Source organism: Rhodococcus sp. BL-253-APC-6A1W (assembly GCF_012843405.1).
Classification (GTDB): Bacteria; Actinomycetota; Actinomycetes; order Mycobacteriales; family Mycobacteriaceae; genus Rhodococcus.
Genome location: NZ_JABAFB010000005.1, coordinates 260,018 through 276,347, shown reverse-complemented (window position 1 = coordinate 276,347; position 16,330 = coordinate 260,018). Strand labels below are relative to the sequence as shown.

Sequence of the window (16,330 nt, the reverse complement as noted above, 5' to 3'; positions counted from 1 at the left end):
GGCATTCCGCCCATCCTGGACGGCCGAGTGTCGGGGTTCGCCGGTGCTCACCTCCGGAGGTCAGCCGATGCGCGTCCCGTCCGACGTCCTGAAGATGTGAACCTGCTCGGGGTCGAACCGCAGGTGCACGCGTTCGCCCTTCTGCGGCGGACTCCGCCAGTCGCTGCGCGCGACGATCTGCTGGTCTCGGCCACCGACCACCGCGCGCCCGTAGACGTACGCCTCGGAACCGAGTTCTTCGACGACGTCGACATCCATGGGCAGGCCGTCGTTCGAGATCTCGAGATGCTCGGGACGGATGCCGAGGGTGACCTCCGACTCGGTGACCTGACCGACCACATCGCGCGGTACCGGCACATAGCTCTCGTCCAGCCGGACGCCCCGGTCGATGACCGGCAGCCGGAACAGGTTCATCGCGGGCGACCCCATGAATCCGGCGACGAAGACGTTGGCGGGCTTGTTGTAGAGCACGCGCGGCGACGCGCACTGCTGCAGGACACCCTTGTCGAGGACTGCGACGCGGTCACCCATCGTCATCGCCTCCACCTGATCGTGAGTGACGTAGACGGTGGTGGTGTTGAGCCGGCGCTGCAACTGTGCGATCTGCGTCCGGGTCTGGACGCGGAGTTTGGCGTCGAGGTTGGAGAGCGGTTCGTCCATCAGGAACACCTGCGGCTGGCGGACGATCGCGCGGCCCATCGCGACGCGCTGCCGCTGACCACCCGACAGCGCCTTGGGCTTGCGGTCGAGGAACGGTTCGAGGTCGAGCATCTTGGCGACTTCGACGACCCGCTCCCGGATGTCGCTCTTGGGGTGCTTCGCGAGCTTGAGGGCGAATCCCATGTTCTCGGCGACCGACATGTGCGGATACAGCGCGTAGTTCTGGAAGACCATCGCGATGTCGCGTTCCTTCGGATCCTGCGCGGTGACGTCGCGGTCGCCGATGAGGATGCGGCCGCTGTGCACTTCCTCGAGACCGGCGAGCAGGCGCAGCGACGTGGATTTCCCGCAGCCCGAGGGGCCGACCAGGACGAGGAATTCCCCGTCCTCGATCTCGAGATCCAGCGAATCGACCGCGGGGGTCGTCGAGCCCGGGAACAGGCAGACCGCCTTGTCGAAGGTCACCGAGGCCATCGCAGATCCTTTCCGAAGCGGAACACAGTCTGTGCGGTAGGGGAATCTACCGTGTTCGTGGCGTATTTCCGCTACTCGGTGTGAACTCGTCGTCCTCGCCCCAGACCTGGATCCCGCGGAGGCCGGGAACGTCCCCGCGATGGAACACCGGATCGCGTCCTTGCTTGCGCTGTGCGGTGTAGTTGTGGAACAGCGCGTAGGCGATGCCGGACAGCGGGATCAGTGCTATCAGGTTGACGATCGCCATCACGCCCATCGAGAGGTCGGCGAGCGCCCACACGAGGGGCACCGATCCGATCGCACCGAGAAACACGCAGAGCACCACTGCGCTGCGCAGGTACGGCAGTGCCCTGCGCGTCCCGGTGAGAAATTCGATGTTCGATTCGCTGTAGTAGTAGTTGCCGATAACGGAAGTGAACGCGAGAAAGAAGATCATGACGGTGAGGAAATGCACCGTCCAGTCGCCCAGTTGCAGCGACAGTGCGTTCTGGGTCATCGCGGCACCCTCGAGACCGCCGCCGAACTCGGGCTCGGACAGCAGGATGATGAACGCGGTGATCGAGCAGACGAGCCAGGTGTCGAAGTACACGCCCAGGCTCTGCACCAGTCCCTGCTTGACGGGGTGCGAGACGGACGCCGTGGCGCCGGCGTTGGGTGCCGACCCCATACCGGCTTCGTTCGAGAACAGGCCCCGGCGGATGCCGTTCATGAATGCGGCACCGAATCCACCGCCGACGATCTCCCGAATTCCGAACGCGTTCTCGAAGATCAGCCGGAACATCCCCGGCACCTCGCCCACGTTGAGAATCACGACCACCACACCGATCACCAGATATGCGGTCGCCATGACCGGAACCACGATCTGCGACACCGCCGAGATCCGCCGGACCCCGCCGAAGATCACGGCGGCCACGCACAACGCGACCCCTATTCCCACGACGACCTGCAGACCGAAGGTCTTGTCACCGACCGAACCGGCGACCGCATCGACGATCGAGTTGGTCTGCACCGCGTTGAACACGAACCCATAGGTGATCGTGATGATCACCGCGAAGATCATTCCCATCCAGCGCTTACCGAGCCCGTACTGCATGTAGTACGCGGGTCCGCCGCGGTATGCGCCTTTGTCACGCACTTTGTACAACTGCGCGAGGGTCGATTCCAGGAACGCCGTCGACGCTCCGATGAGCGCCATGGCCCACATCCAGAACACCGCACCCGGGCCGCCGAGGCTGATCGCGATGGCGACCCCCGCCACGTTGCCGGTACCGACGCGGGACGCCGCCGAGATCGAAAAGGCCCGGAATGCGGAGATGCCCTCTTCCCCGTCGGGGAGTCGCTCGGGCTTCTCCACGATCGAGCGCAGCATGTCCGGAATCAGCCTGATCTGGATGAACCGCGACCGGATCGTGTAATACAGACCGGATCCGATGAGCAAGGCGATCACGGCATACCAGAACCGGTCGTTGACCGCGGTGACAAAATCGACTGCGACGTCCATCCTGCCGATCTTGGGCTGTTCACGGAGATCCCGCAGCGCTTTGAGGTCAGCACCCCGCGTCGGTGCGACGGCCTACCCTTCTCTGGTGAGCTCGGACAAGATGTTGACCCGGATCGGTGGCCTGCTGAGACAGGCCGAGTCGACGGACAACGCGCACGAAGCCGACGCCTTCCTGGCGGCCGCGCAGCGACTCGCGACCGCCGCCTCCGTCGACCTCGCGGTGGCACGCGCGCACGCGGGCGCCAAGGAGCGTCGCGCCACCCCGGTGCAGCGACTGGTGACGATCGGGGAGGTCGGGAAGAAGGGTTTGCGCACCTACGCGCAGTTGTTCCTGGCCATCGCCGCGGCCAACGATGTGCAGTGCGACATCACGGCCACGTCGACGGTGATCTTCGCCTACGGCTTCGCCGACGATATCGACGTGTGCGAGGCGCTGTACTCGTCGCTGCTGGTGCAGATGGTCCGTGCGTCCGACGCGTATCTGCGGTCCGGCACCTACCGCAGCGAGTCGACGGTCCGCACCGTGATCGAACGGCGCGGCGGGCGCGACGTCAGAACGCGGGTACGCAAGCCGATCGCTCCCGTCACCGCGAGGCTGAACTTCCAGTCGGCGTTCGCTGCGCGTATCGGTGCACGACTCGCCGAAACCAAACAGGAAATCGAGAAGGACGCCGAGTCGTCGTCTCCCGGGACCGAACTCGTGCTGCGCGGCAAAGCCGTGGAAGTGCGCGACTTCTACCGCAGCACGTCCCAGGCCCGGGGAAGCTGGCGGGGCAACCGTGCTCCGTCGGCACGCTCGACCGATGCACAGCGTGCCGGCGACAAGGCGGGTCGCGCGGCTCGCTTGGGTACGGCACCCGAACTTCCGTCGTCGCCGAGGAGGCTGGAGAAATGACCCGGGTTCGTGACATCCGCAAGTCGGCGGTGTACGACGCGGAGTCGATGGTGCGCCGGATGTTCGATCTCGCCGACGAGCGCGGTCTGCGCACGGTCGAGGTGGCCGGATCGAGTGTGACGCTGCCCGTCGAGCGGCGGTTCGCGTCCCTCGATTCGGTGCAGCGGTACGTCGATGCCGTACTCGCGCTCGACTGGGTGCGTGCCCGCTGGCCTCGCGCCGCGGTGCCCGTCCGGATCCGTGTACGCGCCGGGAATACCGCTGCGCATTACGAAAATGATTGCGCCACGATCGCCCTGCCCGAGCATCGCGCGAATCGCGCCTGGGCGTTCCGTGAACTCGTGGTTCTGCACGAACTCGCTCACCACCTCGATCCCCAGGATCCCGACGATCCCACTGAAGCAGCTCACGGCGCCGGTTTCGTCGATCGCTTCCTCACGCTGGTCGGTGAGATCATCGGCGCGGAAGCAGTATTCGTGTTGCGTGCCACGGGGATCACCGGAGGCGAACAGCGCACCTGACAGGACGAGATCCGTCTCGTGCGCTGTCCGCCCGGACGCAGCGGTCACATTCCGGCGATCTCGACCCGGTCGTAGGACGTCACACCGCCGGCAAGCACCCGAAGGTGATCGTCCATGGTGCCGAGCGTGTGCTCGATCGCGGTGAGTCGGCTCAGGTAGTGGCCGATGGAGTGTTCCGCGGTGACACCGATGCCTCCGTGCATCTGCACCGCCTCCTGCCCGACCTTGCGTGCGGTCCGGCCCACCTGCAACTTCGCCCTCGACGCAATGATCGGATCGACGATACCGTCCGCCAGCGCCATCGTTGCGTACAGGCTCATGCTGGCCGCCAGCTCGTACAGGACGTACATGTCGGCGGCGCGGTGTGTCAGCGCCTGGAACATCGACAGCGGAACACCGAACTGCTTGCGCTGCTTCAGATATCCCGTCGTCAGCTGCACCGACGCGTCGATTGCCCCGACCGCTTCGGCGCACAGCGCGGCTTGCGCGCGGACGACGGCGGCGGTGATCGCGGCGGACGCGTCGACGGCGTCACCGAGGGGTTGCGCCGCCACGCCGTCCAGCACGATCTGCGCACCGCGGCGTTCGTCGTTCGTGCGGTAGACGGTGCGCGAGAGGCCGTCCGCTCCGGCGTCGACCAGGAACAGGCCCACGCCACCGTCGGGAAGCTTCGCGGACACGATGACGATATCGGCACAATCTCCGTGCAGCACAGGGTTCTTACGACCGGAGAGCAACCACCGGTCGCCGTCGCGGGCCGCGGTGGTGGCGACATCGACCGTGGGCCACCGGCTACCGGGCTCGTCGTGCGCGAAAGCCAGCCGGAGATCGCCTTCGGACAACCGCGGTACGAGTTCGGAACGCTGTGCGTCACTGCCGAGTTCGGCGACGAGACCACCCGGCAGGTACACCGCGGCGAGTACCGGTTCGGGTGCGAGCGTGCGCCCGAATTCGGTCATGACCGCCATGACCTCCACCGGGCCGGCGCCCATGCCTCCGTATTCCTCCGCGAAAGGCAGCCCGAGCACTCCCAGTTCGGCGAGCTGCTTCCACACCTCGGGGCTCCACCCCAGGTCGCTGCCGGAGACCCGGTTGCGGGCTTCCACGTCGTATGCCGCAGTGAGCATGTCGCGGACGGTCTTACGGAGCAGGTCCTGCTCGGTGTCGAGTTCGAAGTTCATGTCCTGGGCCTCACAGTCCGAGAATCGAAGAAGCGATGATCGAACGCTGTACCTCGCTCGAACCGCCGTAGATGGTCACCTTGCGGGTATTGAGGTAGGCCGGGGTGGTGAGTTGCGCCCATTCCGGCGAATCGATGTCCGAGGCGCCGGACGGCAGCGAGTCCGGTCCCGCAACGTCGACGAGAAGCTCGGTCGCCGCCTGCTGCAATTCGGAGCCTCGGAGCTTCAGCAGCGACGATGCCGGATTGGGCTTACCGTCCGCAGATCCGGCGACCACCCGCAGCTGTGTGAGTTCGAGAGCGAGCAGTTCGTTCTCGAGTTCGGCGAGACGCGAGGCGAAGATCGGATCCGAGAGCAGAGTGCCGTCTCCGACCGCGATGTCCGCCGCGAGGCTCTTGGCGCGAGCGAGCCTGACCTTGGTCGCGCCGACCCTGGCGATGCCGGTGCGTTCGTTGCCGAGCAGGAACTTGGCCTGCGTCCAGCCCGTGTTCTCTTCGCCGACAAGGTTTTCTGCGGGAACACGCACGTCCTCGAAGAACACTTCGTTGACCTCGTGGCTGCCGTCGATCAGCTTGATCGGCCGCCGGGTGACCCCGGGTGTATTCATGTCGATGAGCAGCATCGAGATACCGGCCTGCTTCTTCACGTCCGGATTGGTGCGGACGAGGCAGAAGATCCAGTCGGCGTGCTGGGCGAGTGTGGTCCAGGTCTTCTGTCCGTTGACGATGTAGTCGTCACCGTCGCGCACCGCGCGGGTCTTGAGCGAAGCGAGATCCGACCCTGCTTCGGGCTCGGAGAATCCCTGACACCACCAGATATCCAGGTTGGCGGTGGCGGGGAGGAAGCGTTCTTTCATGGCCTGCGAACCGAACTGCGCGATGACAGGACCGATCATCGACGCATTGAACGGCAGCGGTTCAGGCACCGACGCGAGTTGCATCTCGCTGAGCCAGATATTGCGCTGCATGGGGGTCCAATCCTGACCACCCCATTCGACAGGCCAGTTCGGGACGGCCAGGCCCCGAGCGTGGAGGATGCGCTGAGTCGCGATGAAGTCGTCCTTGCCGAGAGGTTTGCCGGCGGCGACCTTCGAGCGGACATCGGCGGGGATCTCGGTGGTGAAGAAGGTGCGCAGCTCGTCACGGAATGCGCGCTCCTCCTCGGTGAGCTTCAGGTTCATGGGGGCCTTCCGTCACGGGTGGTGGCAATGGCTCATGAACGCCCGGATCCACGTTTTGCGGATTGTGGCGCCCAACACAATGCAAAACTAACCTTACATCGTTAGTTCGTCCAGATCGGCGTCGAAAAGGACCTTCCATGGCACGACCCAGCACGCCCCTGCTCAACCGATCACTCATTCGCGACACCACGCTCGCGCTGGTGGACGAGTACGGCCTCGCTGCCGTGTCCATGCGCAGAATCGCTGCCGAACTCGGCGTGCGCGCACCCTCGCTCTACAGCCACTACGCGAACAAGGACGAGCTGTTCGACGACATCGCCGACGGCATCGCCGAGACGGTGGATGTGAGCGGATTCGAGGGTGAGGACTGGCAGGAAGGACTGCGGATCTGGGCGCGCTCGTATCGGGCGGCGCTCGCCGTCCATCCCAACCTCGTCCCCTTCCTTGCGTCGAGTCCACGCCAACGTCCCACCGCCCTGCATCATGCGGACGCCGTCCACGGAGGCCTGACCCGCGCGGGCTGGCCCCCGCGCACCGCGACGCTCATCGGAGCGTCGATCAAGTACATCGTCATCGGCTCGGCGATCACGTCGTTCGCGGGCAGCTTCGACCCGCACGCCGAGACCTACAGCACCCGATATCCGCATCTCTCTCAGGCGCATCGGCTGCGCGAGTACGCGGCCGAGATCGATGTGGACAGCTTCGAACTCCTCCTGGAATCGTTTCTCCGCGGACTCGAGGACGAATACCCCGGGATGCCGAAGATCCCGGCGCACGGTTGAGCACCCAGTTGACAGTGTGGAGTCGGCGATGCCGTCCTACGGTGGAACGATGACGCGCACCATTCGTATCGGACTTCAACTGCAGCCCCAGCAACAACCCGACTACAGGGTCATTCGCGACACCGTGCTCCGCGCCGAGGACGCCGGCGTGGACATCGTCTTCAACTGGGACCACTTCTTTCCGCTCTACGGCGATCCCGACGGCGCCCACTTCGAATGCTGGACGATGCTCGGTGCCTGGGCCGAGCAGACCGAACGCGTCGAGATCGGCGCACTGGTCACCGGAGGCGGCTACCGCAATCCCGACCTGCTCGCCGACATGGCCCGTACGGTCGACCACATCAGCGGCGGCCGTCTCATCCTCGGTATCGGCTCCGGCTGGTTCGAAAAGGACTACGACGAGTACGGCTACGACTTCGGCACGAAAGGCTCCCGCCTGGACCTCCTGGCCGAATACCTGCCCCGCATCACGTCCCGGTTCGAGAAGCTGAACCCACCGCCCACGCGGCACATCCCGATCCTCATCGGTGGTGGCGGACCGAAGAAGACCCTTCCGCTCGTCGCGAAGTACGCAGACATCTGGCACAGCTTCGGCGAGTTCGACACCCACGTCGAGAAGTCCGACATCCTCGCGCAACGCTGCGCTGATCTGGGCCGTAGCCCCGACGAGATCGAGCGGTCCACGGACTGGCCGGGCGTCGACAAGGCCGCACTCTACGTCGAGCAGGGCATCACCCAGTTCACCGTCGGCATCGGCGGGCCGGACTACGACCTCGCGCCCCTCGTCGAGGCGATCGCCTGGCGCGACGCGAGCGCCGGTCTCGCCTGAAAAACCCACGACCTGAAAAACCCACGGGTAGGTGCTGTTACGTGGCGCACACGTCTCAGCACCTACCATGGATGGTGCATGCCGTATCTACCGAATCTTCCACCGTGCACCTCCGACGACTGGGACGACGACCGCCGGCGCCGGCGCATGCGCGACACCCGGCTCGGCCACAGCGGGACCCGCTTCGGCCGCGCGCGCATCGTTCTGGCCCGGCTCGTGTACGTGCTCGTACCACTGATCGTGCTGGCCACCCTGTATTGGACGGGGGACGTCGCACCCGTTCGGGAAAAGCTTGCCCTGACACAACCGCAGATCCATCAGGTCTACGACGCGGCGGAGCGAGACGATCTCGATACCGCCGTGGTCGACCTGGTGGGCCTGGGCAACCTCGATGCGACCCCGACCGCCGAGGCGCTACCGGCATTGAGCGAAATCGGGCAGGTGTGGTCGGTCCAATACGACAACAGCGGTCTCGACACCGCTGTCGTCAGCGACCTGATCCTCGAGCGTGCCGGGTGGTCGGGTGTGGAGAACGTCGTCCTCGTCGGGCACAGCATGGGCGGCATCATCGCGCTGGAAGTCGCGCAGCACCTGTACGAGGAATCTCCGCTCGAGGTGACGGGCGTGGTCCTGGATTGCACTCCGGTGGACCTCCACGCGGTGCGGGCCGAAAGCCGCAATGCGGGTGAGGACCTGCTCCGCTGGATCGGCTGGCTTCCCGGCGCGCGCGAGAGCCGGCTGATGCGGATGGCGGTCGAGGTCGCCGCGCGGCAGGATCGTTTCGTTGTGCCGTCGGACCGCTGGTATCGGCGGATCGACACCACCGAACTGCGGAACGTGGTCGACGAGGTGCTGCGCGACAAGATCTTGTCGGACGATGCCGCGAGCAACGGACTGATCGAGGCACAGTTCCGCGCGATCGTCGCGTCGGGCGCCACCGACAATCTGCAGGCGCTCGCCGAACCCCGCGACGACAAGGTCCGTCCCGCCGTCGTCTTCCTGCGGCCCCGGCTCGCGCAGGACGACCCGGTCGTGGACGTCGACTACACGCAGCGGATTCTCCTCGACCAGGCAGGCGGACCCGGCGGAACACTGCTCGTGTCGAAGCTCGGGCACATCGGGCACGCCAACCCGATCCAGGCGCCGGCGGCGTACAACGAGGCAATCAACCGGCGGGTAGTGCCCTTTCTGGACACACGCCCCGGTGCGGTGGACACGAGCGACGGTGCGGCGGACGGCATCGCGCCGGACGGATCCTGAAGGCGCACAACGCTCATCACCCGTTCATCTTCTCGTTCCCTGCCGATCGTGTACGACTCCTACGGTGCTCGGAGCCCCCCGAACCGAGGAGATACACCCGTGGCCCGCACGCACCTGCCCCTGTTCCCGACGCACGACGGCAGTTCGTCCCGCGCGAACATCACCTGCCTGTACAAATGTGGCGACGCATGCTCGCAGAGCGTGCCGAACACCTCCGGCGGTACCTATTTCGGCGATGTCGTGCGCACCGCGCTCACACGCCGCGGGGTGTTGCGCGGCGGCGCGATGGCCGTTGTCGCGGTGGGTGCGGGAGGTGCACTCGCCGGTTGTGCGGACGACTCCGCGGCCGCGAGCACCGGTGCAGAACCCGCCACCGGCCCACATGCGGTAGATCTCGGACCCGCGGCCACCGGAACGGACTTCGCCGCGGTGGCACCCAACACCGACGACGCCGTGACGGTGCCGGCCGGGTACGAATCCGCGGTGGTCATCCGCTGGGGCGATGCCGTTCTGCCCGGCGCTCCCGCGTTCGACATCGATCGCCAGACGGCGGCAGCACAGGAAAAGCAGTTCGGGTTCAACAACGACTTCGCCGGGTTGCTCCCGGTGGACGGGGTACCGAATACGTATCTGCTGGTCGTCAACCACGAGTACACCACCGAGCCCTTCATGTTCGCCGGATACGACGCCGAGAACCCCACCGAGGAACAGGTGCGGATCGGCTGGGCCAACCACGGGCTGTCCGTCGTCCAGGTCCAGGGTGAGCCCGGAACCGGGCGTCTCACACCGAAATTCGGACCGTACAACCGGCGTATCACCGGAACCACCGAGTTCGTCCTCACCGGACCCGCCGCCGGAAGCGAGTTGCTGAAAACCGCTGCGGACCCGACAGGCACGCGCGTCGCGGGCACCCTCAACAACTGTGCGGGTGGCCTGACACCCTGGGGCACAGTGTTGTCCGGCGAGGAGAACTTCAACCAGTACTTTGCGAACGCAGAACGCATCACCGACCCTGTCGCCGCCGAACGACTGGCGCGGTACGGACTGGAAGGCGGCGAAACCGAACGGAAGTGGGAACGCTTCGACACGAGATTCGACATCGCATCCGAGCCCCAGGAGGTGAACAGATTCGGATGGATCGTCGAGATCGACCCGTGGGATCCGCTCTCCGTCCCGGTCAAGCACACCGCGCTCGGGCGTTTCAAGCACGAAGCGGCGACCGTGTACGTCACCGGCGACGGCACAGTGGTCGCCTACAGCGGCGACGACGAGCGTTTCGACTACATGTACAAATTCGTCTCCTCACGGAAGATGCAACCCGGGAACTCCCGGGCCGCAGTACGGCACAACATGACTCTGCTCGACGCCGGGACCCTGTACGTCGCCGAACTCACCGGCGATCACCCCGACGCGATCGACGGGTCGGGCACACCCCCGGAGGGCGGCCGATTTTCGGGCACAGGCCGGTGGATTCCCTTGCTGCGCGCCGAGGAAGACGGTCGGGGAGTCTCGCTGGTGGACGGCATGAGCGCAGACGAGGTGGCCGTCTTCACCCGGTTCGCCGGCGACAAGGTCGGCGCAACCAAGATGGACCGGCCGGAGGACTTCGAGCCCAACCCGGTGACCGGCAAGGTGTACGTGGCATTGACCAACAACACCAAGCGCGGCCCGGACGGTGCGGCCCCCGCCGACGAAGCCAACCCGCGCGTCAACAACAAGAACGGCCAGGTTCTCGAGATCGACGACGACCACGCGGGCACATCGTTCACGTGGAATCTGCTGCTCGTATGCGGTGACCCGAACGAGGCGGACACCTACTTCGGCGGATTCGACCCGGCGCAGGTCAGTCCGATCTCGTGCCCCGACAATCTCGCCTTCGACCCCCACGGCAACCTGTGGATCTCCACCGACGGTAACGCTCTCGGTTCCAACGACGGCCTGTTCGCCGTTGTACTCGACGGACCGCGCCGCGGCGAAACGAAACAATTCCTCACCGTGCCGATCGGCGCCGAGACATGCGGCCCGATCGTGGACGCGGACCGGGTGGTCGTGTGTGTTCAGCATCCGGGGGAGACCGACGAGGCATCGTGGGACAGTCCCGCATCGCACTGGCCCGACGGCGGCAACACCGCACCCCGGCCGGCGGTCGTCGCAGCATGGAAGTCGGACGGGGGACGGATCGGCACCTGACCGGTCTGCGGCGCGCTACCCCAGCCAATCCAGGACGGCGGCAGCGGTCCAGGACTGCTGCATGCTGCCCAGCGGTTCACCGGTGAACGGTTCGTAGTACTCCGCGAACGAACCGTCACTCGCCTGGCGTAAGCCCTCCGCCCGCAACATGTTCGAACGCTCCGCCCAACCGCGCCGGGCGAACGCCCACGAGAACAACCACGTCATCACGGGCCACACGGGGCCCCGCCAGTACTCGCGGGGCCGGAACGCGCCCGAGACGGGCGAGGCCGACGGTGGCACCGCGTAACGGAGATCGGGGTGGCCACAGAATTTCGGGCCTTCGAAGGTCCGGAGCAGCGCCCGCTCCGCCTGCCGGTCGAGACCGCCGCACAGAAGCGGAGCAAACATCGCGAGAGTGTCTGTGGCTACCCATTTTCCACTACGCAGGTCGAAGTCCTTCGCTGCGCCGCTGCGGGGATCGGTCGTCGCGACGACGCCGTGCCGAAACCGTTCGGCCCAGCCGTACAGGTCGCGGACATCGGCGTTGGGCCGGGAGTGTTCCTCGCCGATAGTGGCCAGAACTTCACACGCCAGGGAGAAGATCGCGCTGACGAACACATCCTCCACCGCGAAGCTCATCGTCTTGGCGAGCACGTCGTCCTCGTAGCGCGCCGCCTTCATCTCCTCGAGCAGCCACAGATAGCGGGCGTACTCGCCGTCACTCGGACGCTCGGCGGGATCGGCGACGTGGTTGAGATCCTCGCGGCGGAAGAGCGGAACGTTACCGGCGGTGACGTTCGAGTAGGCGAGATCCCACCGCGGCGAATTGTCCATGCCCGATTCCCACCCGTGGTAGAGCGCGATGCGGCCGTTACCGTCCAGGTCGCGGGCATGGGCGAGCCAGCGGTGCCACCGCATCAGATCGGCCCACCGGCGGTCCAGGAACTCCTCCGCGACCGCTCGGGTGCTGCGGCCGTGCCGCCGCGAGTTCTCGAGGATGCGTTGCACGGCGATCGCGTGCACGGGCGGTTGCGTGATGCCCGACGTCTCCACTCCCACCGGGGCGTTTTCCGCGAGTTCGGACACGGCCCATCGCGCCGGCCCGGGGAAATATCCGTCGACACCATTCGCGAACACGATGTGCGGGATCATGCCGTTCTTCCACTGCGCCGACAGCAGGGTGTCGAGTTCCACGACGGCGCGCTCGACGCTGAGCGGCGCGAGCCCGACCGCGACGAACGCGGCGTCCCAGCTCCACATGTGCGGATACAGCCTGGGTGCGGCACTGGTCATGGATCCCAGGTCGTTGCCGCGCAGCAGGTAGGCGGCGCGCGCGGCGAGCTGAGTCGGGGTGAATCCTCGGTCCGGCATCGTCTCATTCTCCGGCTTCCCCGCCGATCCGCACGCCGGGCACGCCTGTGTAACACGCGCGATACATGCGGGACTACGCTCGAAGTATGGGCAGGCAGCGAGGTGGCCGGGCTGCATCGACGCCGCGCCGGGTGAAAGCGACAGATGCCGCGAAGGGACCCGTGGAGGGTCTGTACGACATCGACACCGGTACATGTGAGCTGGTCAAGGACCGGTATCTGCCCGACGGCTGGGTGCTCGAGGTCAACGGGGTGCCGAGTTCTCATATCGACCTGAGCGATCCCACCCTGCTCGAGTTCGAGTACATGCGCTGGATCGCGCTGCTCGTGGAGAGCAGATTCTCCACCGGCACCCGGCTGCGCGCGCTGCATCTCGGTGGCGGCGCGTGCACGATGGCGAGGTATTTCGCAGCCGTGTATCCCGACGCGCGCCAGGTGGTCGTGGAGATCGACGGCCGGCTCGCCGAGCTGGTACGCGAGTGGTTCGATCTTCCGCGCGCACCGCTGCTCCGCATCCGGGTGGGGGAGGCCCGTGCGGTCCTGACCGGCCTCTCGGACGACAGCAGGGACCTCGTGGTGCGGGACGTGTTCGCCTTCGACCGGACGCCTGTTGCTCTGACGACGGTCGAATTCACGCGTCACGCGCGGCGGGTGCTCTCGCCCGGCGGCATCTACGTCGTCAACTGCGGGGACACCCGCGACCTGACCACCGCGCGGCGAGAAGCCGCCACGATCGGGTCCGTGTTCGAACACCTGGCTGTGATCGCCGATCCCGCGATGCTCAAGGGCCGAAGGTACGGCAACATCATCATCGCGGGAAGCGATACGCCACTGTCCGATACCCCTTCGCTGGCAAGGGAATTGCTCGGGGGTGCGGTCCCAGCCCACTTGTGGGACGACACCCAGGTACGGCGGTTCGCGGCCGGTTCGCGCGTGATCGACGACAGTGAGGCCCCGGTCCGGAAGTCCGGCACACCGGTGGACGCCGGAACAAACGGGAAGACGCAGGGGTTGCACGAATCATGACTTCCGTGGACTCGCCCGTATTGCAGGTTTTCCCTCTGGGCTCCCCTTGGCAGACGATCGATCCGTTCCTGTTCGTCGCCCATCACGTCGACGCCTACCCGGCAGGCAACCCCGACCTCGGTCCCGACGCTCCGCTCACCGGTCGTCCGCTCGGTCAGGACTTCGGCAATCCCGAGGGCTGGAACATGTACCACGGCACGACCGTCCCCGGATTCCCGCAGCACCCGCATCGCGGTTTCGAGACAGTGACGTTCGTCCGGACCGGCATCATCGATCATTCCGACTCCGTGGGGGCCACAGCGCGCTTCGGTGAGGGCGATACGCAGTGGCTCACGGCAGGCAACGGCGTGGTGCACAGCGAGATGTTCCCCCTGCTGCACCGTGACCGCCCCAACCCCCTCGAGTTGTTCCAGATCTGGCTCAACCTTCCCCGCGAGTCGAAAACCGCGGAACCTCACTTCGCGATGCTGTGGAACGAGGTCACGCCCACCGTCGTCGCGACCGACGAATCGGGTCGATCCACGCACGTCCGCGTCCTCGCGGGTGCGCTCGGTGACGCGACGCCTCCACCGCCACCGCCGGCGTCGTGGGCGTCCCGGCCGGACTCCGACGTCGCGATCTGGAACATCGACCTTTCTGCCGGATCGGAGTGGACACTTCCGCCCGCCGCGGGCCCCGACACCCGCAGGGTCCTGTACGTCTACAGCGGTTCCCCGGTCGCCATCGGTGGTACCGCAGTGGAATCCGGCCACGGTGCGCTGGTCGACGCCACGGCACCGGTGGTACTCCGGGGCGGACCCGACGGGACGCAGATCCTGATGATGCAGGGTCGCCCGATCGGTGAGCCCGTCGTGTCGTACGGGCCGTTCGTGCTCAACGACGAAGACGGCGTCCGGAAGGCTTTCGACGACTACCGGCGCACCGGATTCGGTGGCTGGCCGTGGGAGTCCGACGGCCCGGTGCATCCCGCGGAATCGGGGCGCTTCGCGCGTTACCCCGATGGCAGGGTCGAGACGCCCTGACCGGGCAGAATGCGGATCACCTGAACTGCATGGACCTGTCGACCCGGCCCCATCTCATGGTGGGCAGATCGAGCAGGTAGTTCTGGCGCATGAGCCATGGGCTGCGGGAACCCTGGCCGGGCAGCGTGTTTTCCGCGCGGTGGATATACCCCGAGTTCAATCCGAGCAGCGGTCTGCGTTGCCCGTCGCCGGTGTACGAGGGTACGGCGATGCGGTATCCCTTGCGGCGCATGTATCCGAGCACCCGGCAGACGTACAAAGATGTGAGGTCGGCACGGAGGGTCCAGGACGCATTCGTGTAACCGATGCACAACGCGGCGTTCGGGATGCCGTCGAGCATGGTGCCGCGATAGATGACCGTGGAGGAAAGATCGACCGGTTCGCCGTCGACGGCTATCGCGATCCCGCCGGCAGGTACCAGACGAAGGCCGGTGGCAGGGATCAGGATGTCGGCGTCGAGTTCGGTTCCCGAACGCAACCGGACACCCTTCTCGGTGACCGTGTCGATGTGGTCGGTGACGACCTCTGCCGCGCCGGTTCCCAGCGCCTCGAACAGATCGGAGTCCGGCACCACGCACAGGCGCTGGTCCCACGGATCGTACGACGGCGTGAAGTGAGGATCGACCTGCGCCTTGTCATGGAGTCGGCGCGCGGTCAGCGTGCGCAGCACGCGCTTCGCGAGAAACGGTGCCCGCCGGCAGAACTGGTAGAAACCGAGATTGGTCACCACGTTCTTCGCCCGCACCGCACGGTGGGCGACGGCGCCGGGCAGGTAACGGTGCAGGAGGCGGGCCCACCCGTCCTGCGCCGGAAGAGACATGACGTACGACGGCGAGCGCTGCAACATCGTCACGTGTTCGGCCCGTTCCGCGAGCGCGGGCACCAGGGTCATCGCTGTCGCGCCACTACCGATCACCACGATCCGCTTGCCGTGCCAGTCGAGATCCTCCGGCCAGAACTGGGGATGGACGACCGTCCCCGCGAAGTCGTCCAGCCCGGGAATCTCGGGTAGGTACCCGGACTCGTAGCTGTAATAGCCGCTGCACAGGTACAGGAACGAGCACGACATCTCGACCGTCCGGTCTCCGACCCGGGCACGCACCGTCCACCGCGCATGCTCCGACGACCAGGATGCCTCGGTCACCTTGTGCCCGAACCGTATTCGAGTATCGATTCCGTTTTCGGCGGCAGTGTCGCGTACATACTGCAGAATGTCCGCACCGTCGGCGATCGACTTCTCGCCTCGCCACGGCCGGAACGGGTAACCCAACGTGTACATATCGCTGTCGGATCGGATTCCGGGGTACCGGAACAGGTCCCAGGTTCCGCCGAGGGAGTCGCGGCTCTCGAGAATTGCGTACCGGAGGTCCGGGCACCGCGTCTGCAGGCGGTATCCGGCACCGATTCCGGAAAGACCGGCACCGACGACCAGCACATCGACGTGTTCCACCGGGTTC

14 protein-coding genes are annotated in these 16,330 nt (G+C 66.2%); 8 read left to right on the top strand and 6 right to left on the bottom strand.

The genetic code is table 11. The features are described from left to right. Positions 1-60: 60 nt before the first annotated feature. Together ugpC and HF877_RS09730 are read right to left on the bottom strand one after the other, a co-directional pair. Entirely contained in the window at positions 61-1,134 is a 1,074-nt protein-coding gene (ugpC, locus tag HF877_RS09735) for a sn-glycerol-3-phosphate ABC transporter ATP-binding protein UgpC (RefSeq protein WP_169620950.1), read from the bottom strand. Positions 1,135-1,180: 46 nt separating this feature from the next. Continuing rightward, positions 1,181-2,635, bottom strand: coding sequence for an alanine/glycine:cation symporter family protein (locus HF877_RS09730; protein WP_169620949.1), 1,455 nt, complete (start codon positions 2,633-2,635; stop codon positions 1,181-1,183). Positions 2,636-2,720: 85 nt separating this feature from the next. Here HF877_RS09730 and HF877_RS09725 point away from each other — a divergent pair, with 85 nt between their 5' ends. Further along, the gene (locus tag HF877_RS09725; RefSeq protein ID WP_169620948.1) at positions 2,721-3,530 is read left to right on the top strand and encodes a DUF2786 domain-containing protein; all 810 of its coding nucleotides are present in this window, start codon (positions 2,721-2,723) and stop codon (positions 3,528-3,530) included. After that, positions 3,527-4,051 (top strand): TIGR04338 family metallohydrolase, encoded by a 525-nt coding sequence (locus HF877_RS09720; protein ID WP_169620947.1) that lies wholly within the window; start codon positions 3,527-3,529, stop codon positions 4,049-4,051. Before HF877_RS09725 ends, HF877_RS09720 begins: the two co-directional genes overlap by 4 nt. Positions 4,052-4,095: 44 nt before the next feature. On the opposite strand, the gene HF877_RS09715 is transcribed toward HF877_RS09720, so the two are convergent. Together HF877_RS09715 and HF877_RS09710 are read right to left on the bottom strand one after the other, a co-directional pair. Then, positions 4,096-5,232, bottom strand: a complete 1,137-nt coding sequence (locus tag HF877_RS09715; RefSeq protein WP_169620946.1) for an acyl-CoA dehydrogenase family protein — start codon at positions 5,230-5,232, stop codon at positions 4,096-4,098. Positions 5,233-5,242: 10 nt separating this feature from the next. Continuing rightward, positions 5,243-6,412: an acyl-CoA dehydrogenase family protein gene (locus HF877_RS09710; protein WP_169620945.1), complete on the bottom strand. Its 1,170-nt coding sequence runs from the start codon at positions 6,410-6,412 to the stop codon at positions 5,243-5,245. 137 nt (positions 6,413-6,549) lie between these two features. Between HF877_RS09710 and HF877_RS09705 the strand changes: the two genes are divergently transcribed. From HF877_RS09705 to HF877_RS09690, 4 genes are all read left to right on the top strand, one after another. After that, positions 6,550-7,194, top strand: a complete 645-nt coding sequence (locus tag HF877_RS09705) for a TetR/AcrR family transcriptional regulator C-terminal domain-containing protein (RefSeq protein ID WP_169620944.1) — start codon at positions 6,550-6,552, stop codon at positions 7,192-7,194. A 49-nt stretch (positions 7,195-7,243) separates the two neighbouring features. Next, positions 7,244-8,023, top strand: coding sequence for an LLM class F420-dependent oxidoreductase (locus HF877_RS09700; RefSeq protein WP_169620943.1), 780 nt, complete (start codon positions 7,244-7,246; stop codon positions 8,021-8,023). A gap of 78 nt (positions 8,024-8,101) precedes the next feature. After that, on the top strand, positions 8,102-9,283 hold the full coding sequence (locus HF877_RS09695) for an alpha/beta hydrolase (protein ID WP_169620942.1): 1,182 nt from the start codon (positions 8,102-8,104) through the stop codon (positions 9,281-9,283). A gap of 99 nt (positions 9,284-9,382) precedes the next feature. Continuing rightward, the gene (locus tag HF877_RS09690) at positions 9,383-11,473 is read left to right on the top strand and encodes a PhoX family phosphatase (protein WP_169620941.1); all 2,091 of its coding nucleotides are present in this window, start codon (positions 9,383-9,385) and stop codon (positions 11,471-11,473) included. 15 nt (positions 11,474-11,488) lie between these two features. Here the strand turns inward: HF877_RS09690 and HF877_RS09685 are convergent, their stop codons facing one another. Beyond that, positions 11,489-12,826: a glycogen debranching protein gene (locus tag HF877_RS09685; RefSeq protein WP_169620940.1), complete on the bottom strand. Its 1,338-nt coding sequence runs from the start codon at positions 12,824-12,826 to the stop codon at positions 11,489-11,491. Between the two features lie 86 nt (positions 12,827-12,912). Between HF877_RS09685 and HF877_RS09680 the strand changes: the two genes are divergently transcribed. Next, complete coding sequence (locus tag HF877_RS09680; RefSeq protein WP_169620939.1) at positions 12,913-13,851, top strand: fused MFS/spermidine synthase; 939 nt, start codon at positions 12,913-12,915, stop codon at positions 13,849-13,851. Next, positions 13,848-14,873, top strand: coding sequence for a pirin family protein (locus HF877_RS09675; RefSeq protein WP_169620938.1), 1,026 nt, complete (start codon positions 13,848-13,850; stop codon positions 14,871-14,873). Before HF877_RS09680 ends, HF877_RS09675 begins: the two co-directional genes overlap by 4 nt. 16 nt (positions 14,874-14,889) lie before the next feature. On the opposite strand, the gene HF877_RS09670 is transcribed toward HF877_RS09675, so the two are convergent. Then, a complete protein-coding gene (locus HF877_RS09670) occupies positions 14,890-16,323 on the bottom strand; it encodes an NAD(P)/FAD-dependent oxidoreductase (protein WP_169620937.1) in 1,434 nt (477 codons plus the stop codon). Between the last annotated feature and the right edge of the window lie 7 nt (positions 16,324-16,330).

Coding starts and splice junctions, on each gene's coding strand:
- ugpC (WP_169620950.1), bottom strand. CDS start 1,134: ATGGCCTCGGTGACCTTCGACAAGGCGGTCTGCCTGTTCCCGGGCTCG.
- HF877_RS09730 (WP_169620949.1), bottom strand. CDS start 2,635: ATGGACGTCGCAGTCGATTTTGTCACCGCGGTCAACGACCGGTTCTGG.
- HF877_RS09720 (WP_169620947.1), top strand. CDS start 3,527: ATGACCCGGGTTCGTGACATCCGCAAGTCGGCGGTGTACGACGCGGAG.
- HF877_RS09715 (WP_169620946.1), bottom strand. CDS start 5,232: ATGAACTTCGAACTCGACACCGAGCAGGACCTGCTCCGTAAGACCGTC.
- HF877_RS09710 (WP_169620945.1), bottom strand. CDS start 6,412: ATGAACCTGAAGCTCACCGAGGAGGAGCGCGCATTCCGTGACGAGCTG.
- HF877_RS09705 (WP_169620944.1), top strand. CDS start 6,550: ATGGCACGACCCAGCACGCCCCTGCTCAACCGATCACTCATTCGCGAC.
- HF877_RS09700 (WP_169620943.1), top strand. CDS start 7,244: ATGACGCGCACCATTCGTATCGGACTTCAACTGCAGCCCCAGCAACAA.
- HF877_RS09695 (WP_169620942.1), top strand. CDS start 8,102: ATGCCGTATCTACCGAATCTTCCACCGTGCACCTCCGACGACTGGGAC.
- HF877_RS09685 (WP_169620940.1), bottom strand. CDS start 12,826: ATGCCGGACCGAGGATTCACCCCGACTCAGCTCGCCGCGCGCGCCGCC.
- HF877_RS09680 (WP_169620939.1), top strand. CDS start 12,913: ATGGGCAGGCAGCGAGGTGGCCGGGCTGCATCGACGCCGCGCCGGGTG.
- HF877_RS09675 (WP_169620938.1), top strand. CDS start 13,848: ATGACTTCCGTGGACTCGCCCGTATTGCAGGTTTTCCCTCTGGGCTCC.